This is a genomic window from Streptomyces sp. A012304 (assembly GCF_026008495.1).
Taxonomy (GTDB): domain Bacteria; phylum Actinomycetota; class Actinomycetes; order Streptomycetales; family Streptomycetaceae; genus Streptomyces.
Genome location: NZ_BQUN01000139.1, coordinates 22,380 through 35,280, shown reverse-complemented (window position 1 = coordinate 35,280; position 12,901 = coordinate 22,380). Strand labels below are relative to the sequence as shown.

9 protein-coding genes and 4 pseudogenes are annotated in these 12,901 nt (G+C 69.3%); 1 reads left to right on the top strand and 12 read right to left on the bottom strand.

Translation table 11 applies throughout. The features are described from left to right. Positions 1–143 precede the first annotated feature (143 nt). The 6 genes and pseudogenes from ALMP_RS34570 to ALMP_RS34545 form a co-directional block, all read right to left on the bottom strand. Positions 144–395, bottom strand: a pseudogene (locus ALMP_RS34570) (hypothetical protein); the annotation flags it as partial. 192 nt (positions 396–587) lie between these two features. Next, the gene (locus ALMP_RS34565) at positions 588–1,013 is read right to left on the bottom strand and encodes an IS5 family transposase (RefSeq protein WP_264935708.1); all 426 of its coding nucleotides are present in this window, start codon (positions 1,011–1,013) and stop codon (positions 588–590) included. 932 nt (positions 1,014–1,945) lie between these two features. Next, the gene (locus ALMP_RS34560) at positions 1,946–2,242 is read right to left on the bottom strand and encodes a hypothetical protein (protein WP_264935707.1); all 297 of its coding nucleotides are present in this window, start codon (positions 2,240–2,242) and stop codon (positions 1,946–1,948) included. A gap of 8 nt (positions 2,243–2,250) precedes the next feature. Beyond that, positions 2,251–3,300, bottom strand: a complete 1,050-nt coding sequence (locus ALMP_RS34555; protein WP_264935705.1) for a phosphotransferase family protein — start codon at positions 3,298–3,300, stop codon at positions 2,251–2,253. Next, positions 3,297–4,493: an acyl-CoA dehydrogenase family protein gene (locus ALMP_RS34550; protein ID WP_264935704.1), complete on the bottom strand. Its 1,197-nt coding sequence runs from the start codon at positions 4,491–4,493 to the stop codon at positions 3,297–3,299. Before ALMP_RS34550 ends, ALMP_RS34555 begins: the two co-directional genes overlap by 4 nt. A gap of 74 nt (positions 4,494–4,567) precedes the next feature. Beyond that, a complete protein-coding gene (locus ALMP_RS34545) occupies positions 4,568–5,308 on the bottom strand; it encodes an SDR family oxidoreductase (RefSeq protein WP_133917268.1) in 741 nt (246 codons plus the stop codon). A gap of 126 nt (positions 5,309–5,434) precedes the next feature. Between ALMP_RS34545 and ALMP_RS34540 the strand changes: the two are divergent. Next, positions 5,435–6,235 (top strand): annotated as a pseudogene (locus tag ALMP_RS34540) (TetR/AcrR family transcriptional regulator). Between the two features lie 153 nt (positions 6,236–6,388). On the opposite strand, the gene ALMP_RS34535 reads toward ALMP_RS34540, so the two are convergent. The 6 genes and pseudogenes from ALMP_RS34535 to ALMP_RS34510 all read right to left on the bottom strand — a co-directional run bounded on the left by ALMP_RS34535 (position 6,389) and on the right by ALMP_RS34510 (position 12,888). Further along, a complete protein-coding gene (locus ALMP_RS34535; protein WP_264935703.1) occupies positions 6,389–7,021 on the bottom strand; it encodes a CoA transferase subunit B in 633 nt (210 codons plus the stop codon). A gap of 6 nt (positions 7,022–7,027) precedes the next feature. Beyond that, positions 7,028–7,825, bottom strand: a pseudogene (locus ALMP_RS34530) (CoA transferase subunit A). 48 nt (positions 7,826–7,873) lie between these two features. Beyond that, positions 7,874–8,631: pseudogene (locus tag ALMP_RS34525) on the bottom strand (SDR family NAD(P)-dependent oxidoreductase). Between the two features lie 49 nt (positions 8,632–8,680). Continuing rightward, the gene (locus ALMP_RS34520; protein ID WP_264935702.1) at positions 8,681–10,258 is read right to left on the bottom strand and encodes an acyl--CoA ligase family protein; all 1,578 of its coding nucleotides are present in this window, start codon (positions 10,256–10,258) and stop codon (positions 8,681–8,683) included. Between the two features lie 81 nt (positions 10,259–10,339). After that, positions 10,340–11,368, bottom strand: a complete 1,029-nt coding sequence (locus ALMP_RS34515) for a dihydrodipicolinate reductase (RefSeq protein ID WP_264935701.1) — start codon at positions 11,366–11,368, stop codon at positions 10,340–10,342. Between the two features lie 14 nt (positions 11,369–11,382). Then, complete coding sequence (locus tag ALMP_RS34510; RefSeq protein WP_264935700.1) at positions 11,383–12,888, bottom strand: aldehyde dehydrogenase family protein; 1,506 nt, start codon at positions 12,886–12,888, stop codon at positions 11,383–11,385. Between the last annotated feature and the right edge of the window lie 13 nt (positions 12,889–12,901).

The following is a 12,901-nucleotide window of genomic DNA, read 5'->3' as shown; positions in this document are numbered from 1 at the left end:
GCCTCCCCGTCGTACGGCGCGCCCTCCGGCCAGTCATACACCGGCTCGGTCGTGGTGCAGCGCACCCGCAGATCAGGCCCCGTCCAGCGCTTTGCCGTACCGGATCTGCGAGCTGGCATCGACCGCGTCCAAAACGAAACCGCCTAGGGTCTGTTGCGAAAGTGCTGGTCACAGCCACTCGTTGATTGCTGCGACCAGCACCGTCGCTTCATAGCAACGGCCCGGTGCCGCTTGAGGCGGTCGATTCCGCACTCGACCGCGTGCCGCTGCTTGTAGTCGTCCTTGTCGAACTTCGGCGGCCGCCCGCCGCGCGATCCGCGCTTGAGACGGTTGCGGGCCCGGTCCCCCGGGATGGGGATGGTGGCCTTGATCCCGCGTCTGCGCAGGTAGGAGCGGTTGCCGCGAGAGTCGTACGCCTTGTCGGCCCGGACCCGTTCCGGACGCTTGCGCGGCCTGGAGCCCCAGCCTCGGCACCCGGATGGCTTCCAGAACCGCTTCGAAGTGCGGAGAGCCGCCCCGCCGCCCGGCCGTGATCACGACGGACAAGGGCTTTTGCCCCTGCTCGACCGCGAGGTGGATCTTGCTGGTCAGTCCGCCGCGGGAGCGTCCGAGGCCATGGTCGGCCGGCTCGACGAACACTCCGCCGGGCGGTTCCTTCTGCAGGTCCCCTTTTTCGCCGCTCCGGCGGCGTGCTGGTGGGCCCGGCAGACGGTGGAGTCGACGTTCACCTCCCAGGTGATCAGGCCCTCGGCGTCCGCCTGGGCCTGGAGCCGGGTGAGGATCCGGGCCCACGTGCCGTCACGCTGCCAGCGTCGGAACAGGTCATAGACCCGGTCCCACGGCCCGTATCTTTCGGGAACGTCCCGCCACGGAGCACCGGTCCGGGTCCGCCACCGTATGCCGTCTATCAGCTGCCGCCGCGTCCAAACCGGCGGACGGCCCGGCTTGATGCCTTGCGGCAGCAGAGGCTCAAGCCGAGCCCACTGGCTGTTCGTCAGATCCCCACGTCCCACGAAAGGCGATCATCAACGAACAAGATCCACTTTCGCAACAGACCCTAGTGGCGCGTGCGCCCCACTCCCCTTTGGTAGAGGCCTCGTTGCAGATAGTCCGCACTATCCGCGAGGGCGACGGAGTACCCAAGGCCGATTCGGCGACACGGTAGTGTCACCTGCGTATCCTTGCGGCGTTCGGCGCCGTCCTGGTCCTCTCTGCCGCCGCGTGAGGGCGCTGCTTGAGTCGCGGGGCTAGGGTTTTCGCTGCGGGCGGGGCGTACTGCTGAGCGCTTTCGTGGGGGCTGCAGTTGGCCGACCAGGGGGCGGACAGGCGGCGGCCTTCCTTCGTCGGACAGTAGGCCAGCCCGTGTTCCCGGCCCCGGATCTGATGCCCTTCTGCGGGGGAAAAACGAGATCCTGCACGATCGTGGAGAGCTACCTCGGCGCCCGTTGAGAGGACAAGAGCGACCAGTCCCGCATCACCCCGGATCCCGCGCGAGACTAAGATCGCCTGAAAGCCCCAGGCGCCACCCCGCCCCTTGGGCGGTCGATAGCGGCCACCGGATCGCCGCGTTGGTCACCCGGGCGGCCGAAGGCCGGCCTACGGGGCGGCGCAGCCCCGTACCTCGGCCTCTCAGGTCCGCTTTCGTCACCGTCAATTCCCTCATCGATGGGTACCGCCCGGACCGGCGTCTTCCCTTGACGCTTCGGCGCTGCACTGCCTCGGCAGCGCCGACTCCATCGCCGACAGCATCAAGGCGACCCATCAGGCCGGTGTGACGCGGCGAGGACCCCACGCGGACCGGCGAATCCATCGACGCCACGTCGGATGACAACACGACGTCGACAAGGCGGCCGAGGACCTCGACAAGGCCATCCTGAACGGCGACACAGGCCCGGACTTCAGCAAGATCGACAAGGCGGCGGACAGGCTGAGGAACATCTGCACCTCATGACGAGACCCCGGCGACCGGGATGGCGTCCACCACGGCCCACTCGACGCGGCCGCGGGCGGAACGGGCGAGTGCGGCGGTCATGGCCTGGTAGCGGTCATGGACGTACACCTGGCGGACCTGCTCGGTCACCTCGCCGAAGGGCGGGGTGACCGCCTTCCCACCCCGGGAACGGGACTGCCGGAAGGTGCCGAGGCGGGTGCGGTAGTAGGCGCGCAGGTGCTGACGGGGTGGGGATTCCCGTGGTTCCGGCGAGCTTCTGCTCCAGGGAGCGGGCGTTCGTCCCGCGGCCATACCCCCGCCTACGCCCCCGCGAGCGCGCGCAGTTCGCGGAGAGCCTTCGAGACCAGGACCGGGACCGCCGCGCCGACGCCTTCGTAGCCTTCGCTCACCGTCTGGCCGCGGATGTAGCGGGCGTGGACGCCTTCCAAGATCACGGCGAGCTTCATCGAGCTGAAGGCCAAGTAGAAAGGCAGCAGGCTCAGGTCCCGGCCGGTCAACGCGGCGTACTTCTCCGCCACTTCACGGCTGGTGGGGAAGCCTCGCTGCGTGGTGACTCCCACGGCCACGGGGATCAGTTCCCGGTCCGTGTCGCCGTGGTCGTGCCAGTACGTCAGGGTCATGCCGAGATCGGCCAGGGGGTCTCCCAGCGTGGAGAGCTCCCAGTCGAGCACGCCCGCGATGCGTGGCGACTCGGTCATGTCGACGATCGTGTTGTCGAGACGGTAGTCGCCGTGGACGATCGAGGCCTCGGAGTGCGTCGGCACATGCTCCGAGAGCCTGTTCAGGAGGACGTCCATGTCCGGGAGTTCGCGGGTGTGCGAGCGCTGCCATTGCTCGCCCCAGCGGACGATCTGCCGTGCGCAGTAGCCTTGGGGCCGTCCGAAATCTGCCAGACCTGCGCTCGACGGGTTGACACCGTGCAGGTCCGCAAGGGTGCGCACCAGACCGGCGGCCAGCGCCGAGCGCGTCTCGGGGGTGAGCCCGGCAGTGTCGTCCGCCGTGCGCATGATCTGCCCGGGCACCTCGGCCATGACGTAGAAGGGGCAGCCGAGGACGTCGGGATCGGTGCAGAGCGCGAGGGTCCGGGGTACCGGGACGCCGGTCCCCGCCAGCGCGGTCTGGATGCGGTACTCGCGCTTCATGTCGTGTGCGCTCGGGAGAACCTGGCCGAGCGGGGGCCGCCGGAGGATTACGGTCGCGTGCGGGAGGTGCAGGCGGTACGTGATGTTCGACAGCCCGCCGGATATCAGCTCCGCGTGCCAGGGGCCGCCGTCCAGCAGATCCGGCAGCGTCGCTTGGAACCACTTCTCGATGCTCGCGGCCGGCAGGCCGGGCAGATCGGTGCTCACGACCGGACCCCGCTTCCCTGTCCGGCGGTACCGGCCCGGCGCGCGGCCCGCTTCGCGATCGACATCCGGTGCGCCTCCGAGGCTCCGTCGTAGATACGGAACGCCCGGATGTCGGCGTAGATACGGCCGATGACCAGGTCCTCGCTGGTGCCCAGGCCCCCGGCCAACTGCACCGACCGGTCGACGATACGCCCGACGGCCTCGCTGATGAACACCTTCGCGCGCGAGGACGACTCCGTGCCCCTGCCGCCCTGGGCGACCTCCCAGCAGGCCTGCCACAGCAACGCCCGCGCCGCGACCAGGTCGATCTCGTTGTCGGCGATCATCTGCTGCGCCATCCCGAGGTCGGTCAGCCGCTGCCCGAAGAGCTCACGGTCGACCGCCCGGCCCAGGGCGATCTCGTGTGCGCGGCGGGCGGCGCCCAGCCATCGCATGCAGTGGGTCAGGCGCGCGGGCGCGAGCCGGACCTGTATGTACTGGAAGCCCCTGCCGGGCTCGCCGAGTACGGCGTCGTCGGGAACGAAGACGTCCTCGAAAAGCACGCGGCAGTGACCGCCGACCATGGTCGAGTCGATGGTTCGGGCGTGCTCCGTCACCGTGAAGCCGGGCGTGCCGGTGTCGACCAGCAGCATGGTGGCCCCGTCACTCCCGCCGTCTCGTGCCATGACGATCGTGAACGCGGCCCCCTCGGCCCCGGTGATCAGGTGCTTCTCGCCCGAGATCCTCCAGCCGTCGGCGACCTTGGTCGCCAGGGTGCGTACGGCCGACGGGTCGGAGCCCGCGCCGGGCGGCGGCTCGGTCATCGCGAAGCAGGAGCGAATGTCGCCGTTGACCAACGGAACGAGGTACTTGTCGCGCTGCGCCGGCGTGGCCACCACGTTCAGCAGGTGGATGTTGCCCTCGTCAGGGGCCGCGCAGTTGAGGGCGAGCGGGCCGAGCAGGCTGGTGCCGGCCTCCTCCAGGAGGACCGCCGCCTCGTCGAAGCGGAAGCCGCCCCCGCCCAGGTCCGCGGGTGCCTGGGGCGCCCAGAGCCCGGCCGCCCTGGCCGCCTGCTGGAGATCCCGGCGCAGAGCGTCGTCCACACCGTTCGTGAACGCCTCCTGTTCACGCGGGACGACCACGTCCGCCACGAACTCGGCGATCCGGTCGCGCCACTCCACGACTCGGGGTGTGAGAGAGAAATCGAAGGACATTTACGGTGACTCCGTCCGGCTCGTCAGATCGTTGCCCGGGCCGCCGCGTCCGGCCCTGTTTCCGCCGGCGGTGGTCATGCGCGCCACAGTGTCTCTCCGGGCCTGGTGACTACGATGTTGGGCACTGCGGCATGCCGCGACAGCCGGCACAGTGCCACTGTGAGTTCCGCGATGTCCGAGGCCCGGATCATCGAGGAGGGGTCGACCCGGTCGTGCACCCAGGCCGCCATGTCGGTGTCGACGTACCCGGGGGACAGCGCCGTCGCGCTCACTCCCCGCCCGCCCTCGGCGACTGTGATCGACTCGCACAGGGAGATCAGGGCCGCCTTGCTGGCGCCATAGGCGGCCAGACCCGGCTCACTCACGACTCCGGTGATCGACGCGATGGCGATGATCTTCGCGCCTGGTCCCGACGGCGCCGATCCGGCCGTACGGAGCGCCGGCAGGAGTCGCTGGGTGAGCAGCAACGCGCTCCTGACGTTCACCGACATCATCGTGTCGAACCTGTTCAGCGGATACGTCGACAGTTCGCCACCCGCGCCCATGCCCGCGGCCAGCACCAGGACGTCGAGGCCTCCGTGAAGTTCGAGATGTGCGTCGGCGAGGGCCTCGACCTCCGCCGGGTCCGCCATGTCCGCAGGCGCGGTCTCCACGCGCTGCCCGTGGGCGCGCAGTTCGTCGGCGGCGTCCTTGAGCGGCCCGTCCGTACGAGCGGACAGAGTGAGGTCGAACCCTTCTGCCGCGAGTCGCTCCGCGATGGCCCTGCCGATTCCACGAGATGCGCCGGTGACGAGCGCGGTACGCCGGGCTGTCATGCCACTCCTCATGAGCTAATGGTCATTAGCTTGGAGTTTGATCGTTTGACCAGAGAACTGTCAATAGGCATGCGTGATACGCCACGGTGAGCTGGCTAACAATCAGTAGCATGTATCCCCGGCCGCATGATTGAGGCGCTCCATGGCGAAGATGAGTCGCACTGGGCGGGACGGGATGCGGAGGTGCCGCCGAGGCGGCAGACCGTCGACGCGCAGGCGATCTCCGCGGCGGCGCTGAGCCTGTTCGCCGAACGCGGCTACCGCGCGACGACGATGTCCGACGTCGGCGCCGCGTTCGGCATCCGCGGCCCGAGTCCGTACCGCCACGTGAGCTCGAAGCAGGCCCTGCTCGGCGAGATCATGATCGAGACGATGAGGGCGCTGATCGCCGACCGGCACGCGGCACTGGACGCCGGCGGCGACGTGATCCGGCAACTGCGGCAGATGGTCGATGCGCATGTGCGCTACCACGCGGCACACCGTGAGCAGGCGTTCGTCGGCAACCACGAGATGGGGAACCTGAAGCAGCCCCACCGCGACCAGGTGCTGCGACTTCGCCGGACCAACGAGCGGGGACTGCGCGCCGTCATCGAACCGGGCTACGCCGAGGGTGAGTTCACCGTTGCGTAGCCACGGCTCGCCTCGTACGCGATCCTCGACATGGGCATCGGCGTCGCGGCGTGGTTCCGCGCAGACGGACCGCACAGTGCCGAACAGATCGCCTACACGTACGCGGCCGAGGCCGCCGTCCTCGTCACCCGCCGCGCCCGCCGCTACGGCCACGCCGACCCCGCCCTGCCGCTGCGCGCCCTCGCCCGGGCGCCCGCTGTCGCGACCTCGCCACCGGCCTCCTCCACCACGGCGCCGTGCTGCTCACCCACGGCTTCCCGCTGCCGCTGGCCCCGGACTACAACGCGAGCGCCCTGATCCACCTCGTCCGGGAGGCCTGACGGCGGCCGGACCAGTACAGGGCCCCGCAGGTGGCCGGAGCGACTCGAATCCGGCTCGTTGACGACCACGCGGCCTCGCCGCACCTGTGGTGCTGTCTGGTCGGGGATCATTGCGCAGGACGTGTCCCGGCTACGCGCTGAGCAGGTTGGCGCCGGTGGCTTTGCGGACCTCGTCGGCGCTGACCCCGGGTGCCGTCTCACGGAGCACAAGGCCCTCATCAGTGACGTCGATGACGGCGAGGTCCGTGATGATCTGCTGCACGCAGCCCTTGCCGGTCAGCGGCAGGGTGCACTCGGGAACAATCTTGGGGCTGCCGTCCTTCGCTGTGTGCTCCATCATCACGATGACCCTCTTCGCCCCGTGGACCAGGTCCATGGCACCGCCCATGCCCTTGATCATCTTTCCGGGGATGGTCCAGTTCGCCAGATCCCCGTTGGCGGCCACCTGCATCGCGCCCAGGACCGCGACATCGATGTGGCCCCCGCGGATCATGCCGAAGGAGGAGGCCGAGTCGAAGAAGGACGCTCCCGGCAGGACAGTCACCGTTTCCTTGCCGGCATTGATCAGGTCCTCATCCACCTCGTCCTCATATGGATAAGGGCCCACGCCCAGGATGCCGTTCTCGGACTGCAGCACCAGGTGCACCCCGTTCCGCACGTAGTTGGGGACGAGAGTCGGCAGACCGATGCCCAGATTCACGTACTGCCCGTCGGCCAATTCGTGCGCGACTCGCGCCGCCAGTTCAACTCGCGACAACGCCACTGCAGTTCAACCTTCCATCGGCTGGTGACCGGGGCCGGATACGGGGGAGGCGGCGGCTCGCTCCCGGACGGTGCGCTTTTCTATTCCCTTGCCTGCTGTGCCGACCTCGACGACGCGCTGTACGAACACGCCGGGTGTGTGCACCTGCTCCGGATCGAGTTCGCCCGGCTCGACCAACTCCTCGACCTCAGCGATCGTGATCCGGCCGGCCATGGCGCACAGCGGGTTGAAGTTCCTGGCCGAGGCGTCGAAGACCAGGTTGCCGTGCCGATCACCCTTGGCCGCACGTACCAGTGCGAAATCGGTGACGATCCCCTCTTCCAGCACGTACTCCTGGCCGCGGAACCCCCGAGTCTCCTTCGCCGGCGACGCCACCGCCACCGAGCCGTCGGCGTTGTAGCGCCACGGGAGACCGCCATCAGCGACCAGAGTGCCTACTCCCGCCGGGGTGTAGACCGCCGGAATCCCTGAACCTCCCGCTCGTAGCCGCTCGGCCAACGTGCCCTGCGGTGTCAGCTCGACCTCCAGCTCACCGGCCAGATACTGACGTGCGAACTCCTTGTTCTCGCCGACATAGGACGACACGGTGCGGCGGATCCTGCCCGCTCGGAGCAGGACGCCCAGTCCAGCCCCGTCAACGCCACAGTTGTTGGACACCGTTTAGAGATCGGTCGCGCCGACCGCGAACAATGCGTCGATCAGTACCCGCGGTATGCCGCACAGCCCGAACCCGCCGACCGCCACCGAGGAACCTGACCGTATGTCGGCCACCGCCTCAGCTGCGGAACCGATCGTCTTGTCCATATCTACGTCTTCCTCTCGCCTTCGTGATCCCGCCTTTCAAGGGCTGACTCATCTCGCGCTCCAGCCGCCGTCGAGGGTGAAGCTGCTGCCGTTGGCCATTCCGGCTTTCTCACCGCAGAGCCAGAGGATCAGGTCGGCGACCTCTGTCGGCTCGGCGAGCCGTTTCACGGCACTCTCTCCGAGGAAGATGCTCTCCACGGCCTCGTTCTCGCTGATGCCGTGGTGCGCCTGCGCCTGGTCGGCGATCTGCTTGTCGACGAGAGGAGTCCGCACGTAGCCCGGGCTCACACAGGTGCTCGTCACGCCGCGACCGCCGCCCTCGAGGGCGATCACCTTGGACAGACCCTCCAGCCCGTGCTTGGCAGCGACGTACGCCGACTTGAACGGTGAGGCCCGGAGACCGTGCATGGAGGTGATGTTGACGATCCGTCCGAAACTTGACTCGTACATGTACGGCAAGCCGCCCGCGTCAGCAGGAAGGGCGCCTCCAGCATCAGCGTGAGCATCCGCCGGAACGTCTCGGGCGGGAAGTCCTCGATCGGGGAGACGTGCTGGAACCCGGCGTTGTTGACGAGGATGTCGTAGTCCAGGGAGAGGCTGTCGAGCGCTCCCGTGTCGGTGAGGTCCAGGACCCACGGCTCTCCGCCGATCTCCTCGGCGATACCGGCAGCCGACCGCGAGTCCACATCGGCGACGGTCACCTTCGCGTCGGCACCTGCCAACGCTCGGGCGACGGCGGCACCGATACCGCTTCCCGCGCCGGTGACAAGCGCACGTCGGTCTTTCAGTAAAGTTCTGGCCTCCATAGCTGATGCGCTGCGGTCGGAATCCCGTCGGACGAGGAGTCCGCACCGTTCAGCCGGCCCCGTTGACCGACTGTCCGGCAGTGGCCCAGGCTCGGTCCCGCAGGACGAACTTCTGGATCTTGCCGGTTGACGTCTTGGGGAGCGTGCCGAACACGACGTACTTCGGCGCCTTGAAACGGGCGAGCCGGTTCTTGACGTGCTCGATGAGTTCGGCCTGCGTGGCCGCCTTGCCGGCGTGCAGGGTGACGTAGGCGGCGGGGACCTCGCCCCAGCGTTCGTCCGGGACAGCGATCACCGCGGCCTCCAGGACGGCCGGATGCTCACAGAGGGCCTGTTCCACCTCGACGCTGGCGATGTTCTCGCCGCCGGAGATGATGACGTCCTTGCTGCGGTCCCGCAGCTCGATGTATCCGTCGGGGTGGATCACGCCGAGGTCGCCGGTGCGGAACCAGCCGTCGGGGGAGGCCTTTTCGGTTGCGGCCGGGTCCTTGAAGTAGCCGAGCATGACGTTGTTGCCGCGCAGCGCGATCTCTCCCACCGACGCGCCGTCGCGCGGGACGTCGGCGCCGTTCGCCGCGACGACGCGGACCGCGTAGGAGATCATGTTCCCCACGCCCTGCCGGGCCTTCAGCCGGGCCTGCTGGTGGGTGTCGAGCCCGTTCCACTCGGGACGCCAGTCGCAGATCATCGCCGGACCAAACGTCTCCGTGAGCCCGTACAAGTGGGTGACGTCGAAGCCCAGCTCCGCCATCCGCCGCAGGATCGCCGGACTGGGCGGGGCCCCGCCGGTGGCTATCCGCACGGCCGGGGTGACGGGGGCTGCCTCCGGTGCGTACGCGATCATCGACAGCACGGTCGGGGCCCCGTTGAGATGGGTGACGCCCTCGTCGCGGATGAGCCGCCAGATCTCGGCCGGGTCGACCTTCGGCAGGCACAGGTGGGTGGCCGCCGCGGCGGTCACCGCCCAGGGGAAGCACCAGCCGTTGCAGTGGAACATCGGAAGTGTCCACAAGTGCACGGCCGTTGGCGACAGCCCTGTGTGACCCACCATGGCCAGCGCCTGCAGGTAGGCGCCGCGATGGTGGTACATGACGCCCTTGGGCCTGCCGGTCGTGCCGGAGGTGTAGTTGACCGCCAGCAGGGCCCGCTCGTCCTGCGGGGTGATCGCGTGCGGGACGGCGTCGGCGAGCAGCGACTCGTACGTTCCGTTGTCGCCCTCGCCCGCTCTGATTCGTACCGGCGGCGCGGTGAGTAGCGCGAGGGCGGCGTCGACGAGGTCGTCGAAGGCCGGGTCGTGGATCAGCACCGCCGCCTCGGAGTGCTCCAGGATGTACGCGATCTCCCGGGCGGACAGCCGGGTGTTCACCGCGACGAGCGGCGCCCCGGCCCAGGGCACGCCGAAGTGGGCCTCCAGCAGGACATGGGTGTTCGGCGCCAGCACGGCCACCGGGCGCCCGCCGGCCAGCGGGGTGAGCGCTCCGGCCAGGCGGCGGCACCGGTCGTGCAGTTGCGCGTACGTCCACCGCTGGTCGCCGTCCACCACCGCGAGTCGGTCGCCGTGTGCGGCGGCCGCACGGTCCAGGTAGGAAACGGGTGTGAGCGGTTCGAACGACAGGTCACCGGGCATCGGGTGAACCTCCTCTCGTATTCACGGTGCGGCGGATCCCGGTCCCGTCCGGGAGTGACCACAGATCGAAAGATCGGCTTCTCAGCGGCGCCAGGCGCCCTTGCTGGCAAGGGCGGCGACGGGAAGGTCGGCCATGGTCCGCAAGCCCGGCGCGGCCCCGACGGCAGCGACCACGGCGTTGCTCGCCACGGCCACGGTGGACAGGAAGCTCTCGTATCCGCCGGGCACCCTGACCTCGAGGGTCTGCTCGTCGCCTTCGATGACGCAGGTGTCGCCGTCCTCCATGGGGTCGCCGGGCTGGAAGAGCCCGAAGTGGATGCCGAGTTCGATGACGGTCTCACCGCCGCTCAGCCCACGTGCGCCGTGCAGCACGGCGGCCACCGTCCCCGGCTCGATCCGGATGTGCTCGCCGCTCCGTGGCTCGGCGGCCAGCAGCGCGGGGCGGGGCGCATCGACGACGATCTCGTCCAGGTCCCGGCCGAGACCGGCCGCCAGCGCCGCCACCGACTGCTCGAAGCCGACATGCCCGATCACCCGGCCGGCGCCCTGCTCGGCTGCGAAGCGCTCCTCGGTCAGGCCCAGACCGAATTTCGTCAGGATGGCGCCGTAGCGCGACATGTCGGCGGTGCGCCGGATCCGCACCCGCCGCACCCGCTGGGTCAGGCTGCTCAGCAGCAGCGGCAGGGTGTCCATGATCATGCCCGGGTTGCAGCCGGTGCCGAGCACCGAGACCCCGTGCTCCACCGCGAGCTTGTCGAGCCGGCCGGAGACCTCGGGATGGCTGAGGAACGGATGACCGAGTTCCTCGCAGATGCTCACCACGTTCACCCCCCGCCGCACCAGCGCCGACAGCACCGGCTCGACAGCGTCCAGCATCGAGGTGGTGGCAACCATCGCGACATCGGCCAAGGGCAGTACGTCGGGGTCCGCGACGACGGCGGTCCCGGACGGCGTGCCGCCCAGCAACTCTCCGAGATCGCGGCCGACCCGCTCCGGGGAGATGTCCGCCGCCCCGACCAGCGTGCAGTCCCTGCGGCCCGCCAGCGCCCGCCCGATCGCCAGGCCCGTGGCTCCCAGCCCTACCAGAGCAATGCGCGTGGTGTCCGTCATGTGTCCGCCTTTCATCATGTGAGAGCGATCCAGGTGGTCTTCAGGGCGGTGAACTTCTCCAGGCCGTGGACGCTCTTGTCGGAGCCGTGGCCGGAGAGTTTGCGCCCGCCGAAGGGCACGGACGAGTCGCCCTCCTCGAAGCAGTTGACCCACACCACGCCCGCCTCGATGGCACGGGACATGCGGTGGGCGCGGGCGAGGTCGGCGGTCCACACCGAGGAACCGAGGCCGTAGTCCGAGTTGTTCGCAATCCGGACGGCCGACTCCTCGTCGGAGAAGGTGAGTACGGACAGCACCGGCCCGAAGATCTCGTGCTGGGCGAGCCGGCTGTCGGGGTCGACGTCCACGAACACGGCCGGGTCCACGTACCAGCCGGGGCCGGTGCGCGGCCTGTCGGAGCCGTGGACCAGCTTGGCCCCGCTGCTGATGCCCGAGGTGACTTCGGCGAGGACCTCGCGGCGGTGCCGTTCGCTGGAGAGCGGGCCGAACTGGGTCGCCGGGTCGAGCGGGTCGCCGATGCGAAGTGCTGCCAGGTGCTCGACCACGCCCGCGACGACGGTGTCCCGGACCGACTCGTGGACGATCAGCCGCGATCCGGCGGTGCACATCTGGCCGGAGTTGAAGTGGATCGCCCAGGCGGCCGTCTCGATGGCCTTCGCCATGTCCGGCGCGTCCGGAAAGATGATGTTCGGCGACTTCCCGCCGAGCTCCAGCCACACCGGCTTGGCGTTGGACTCGGCCGCGTACCCCAGCAGTTGCTTGCCGACGTCGGTGGAGCCGGTGAACGTCAGGGTCGCGACGTCGGGGTGCCGCCCCAGCGCGGCGCCGGTCACCGCCCCGCTGCCGGTGACGACCTGGAACACCCCGGCCGGCACACCGGCCTGGTGCGCCAGTTCGGCTGCCCGCAGCATGGACAGCGGCGACTGGCTGGCAGGCTTGAGCACGACGCTGTTGCCCGCGACCAGCGCGGCGGGCACCTTGAAGGTCGACAGTGTCATGGGGAAGTTCCACGGGGTGATCGCGGCGATCACCCCGAGGGGTTCCCGGGTGACCAGGGCCACCGCCTCGCCGCGGCCCCGCGGTGACTCGTCCATCAGCTTGTCGGCGAGTTCGCCGTACCACCGGATGAGGTTGATCGTGGTGCGCAGTTCCACGGACCGGGCCATGACGACCGGCTTGCCCATCTCCATGGCCACCAGGAGCGCGAGTTCGTCCCGGTGCCGGTCCAGCAGATCGGCCCAGCGGATCAGGATCTCGCCCCGCTCACGGGGCTCGAGCCCCGCCCAGCGGCGGTCCAGGAAGGCCTGCCGGGCACCCCGGACTGCTCGGTCGACATCGCCTTCGTCGGCGGCCGGAAGGTGTACGAGAACCGAGCCGTCACGTGGCGTGACCAGCGGCAGGGTGGCTCCGCCCCGGGCCTGCGCCCACTCACCGTCCACCCACATGGCCGCCGGAAGGCGGGTGGATTCCAGCAGGTCCAGCCAGTCCTGCCGTGTCGTCGGGGTCGGAGTCCGCGTCATGATCAACACCATT

What these genes read in the sequence shown, in the direction of transcription:
- ALMP_RS34560 (WP_264935707.1), bottom strand. Translation starts at nt 2,242, where the DNA reads ATGGCCGCGGGACGAACGCCCGCTCCCTGGAGCAGAAGCTCGCCGGAA.
- ALMP_RS34550 (WP_264935704.1), bottom strand. Translation starts at nt 4,493, where the DNA reads ATGTCCTTCGATTTCTCTCTCACACCCCGAGTCGTGGAGTGGCGCGAC.
- ALMP_RS34545 (WP_133917268.1), bottom strand. Translation starts at nt 5,308, where the DNA reads ATGACAGCCCGGCGTACCGCGCTCGTCACCGGCGCATCTCGTGGAATC.
- ALMP_RS34520 (WP_264935702.1), bottom strand. Translation starts at nt 10,258, where the DNA reads ATGCCCGGTGACCTGTCGTTCGAACCGCTCACACCCGTTTCCTACCTG.
- ALMP_RS34515 (WP_264935701.1), bottom strand. Translation starts at nt 11,368, where the DNA reads ATGACGGACACCACGCGCATTGCTCTGGTAGGGCTGGGAGCCACGGGC.
- ALMP_RS34510 (WP_264935700.1), bottom strand. Translation starts at nt 12,888, where the DNA reads ATGACGCGGACTCCGACCCCGACGACACGGCAGGACTGGCTGGACCTG.